Origin of the sequence: Vogesella mureinivorans (assembly GCF_007644035.1) — a bacterium.
Classification (GTDB): domain Bacteria; phylum Pseudomonadota; class Gammaproteobacteria; order Burkholderiales; family Chromobacteriaceae; genus Vogesella; species Vogesella mureinivorans.
Genome location: NZ_VMTV02000158.1, coordinates 1 through 348, shown reverse-complemented (window position 1 = coordinate 348; position 348 = coordinate 1). Strand labels below are relative to the sequence as shown.

Below are 348 nucleotides of genomic sequence, written 5' to 3'. Positions count from 1 at the left end.
TCGCCGGTCAGCGTGTTGGGCACGGCGAAGGAAACGCGTGGGCGGATCGCCTTCATGCGCTCGTCGAAGTTGTCGATGTCGATCTCAAGAAACTTGCGGTCGGCGACCGGCGGCAGGTCCGCTCCGGACTTGCCGGCGAGGTCTGCCATCACGCCCATCACGAAGGGGATCTGGACCTTCTTCTCCGAGCCGTAGATCTCGACGTCGTACTCGATCTGCACGCGCGGAGCCCGGTTGCGGGCGATGAACTTCTGGCCGCTGTTCTTGTTGCTGGTGGTGAACTTCGAGGCGCTCATTCGGAGGCTCCTGGCTGCGCGTTGCTGTCGATCGAACGGGTGTGGTGTGTGG

The 348-nt window shown here is 63.2% G+C and carries 1 protein-coding gene; it reads right to left on the bottom strand.

What is annotated here, in order from left to right; translation table 11 throughout:
- The coding region (gene tssB / locus FLQ44_RS05050; RefSeq protein ID WP_147693358.1) for a type VI secretion system contractile sheath small subunit at positions 1-296 on the bottom strand (296 nt) is incomplete at its 3' end.
- Positions 297-348 lie beyond the last annotated feature (52 nt).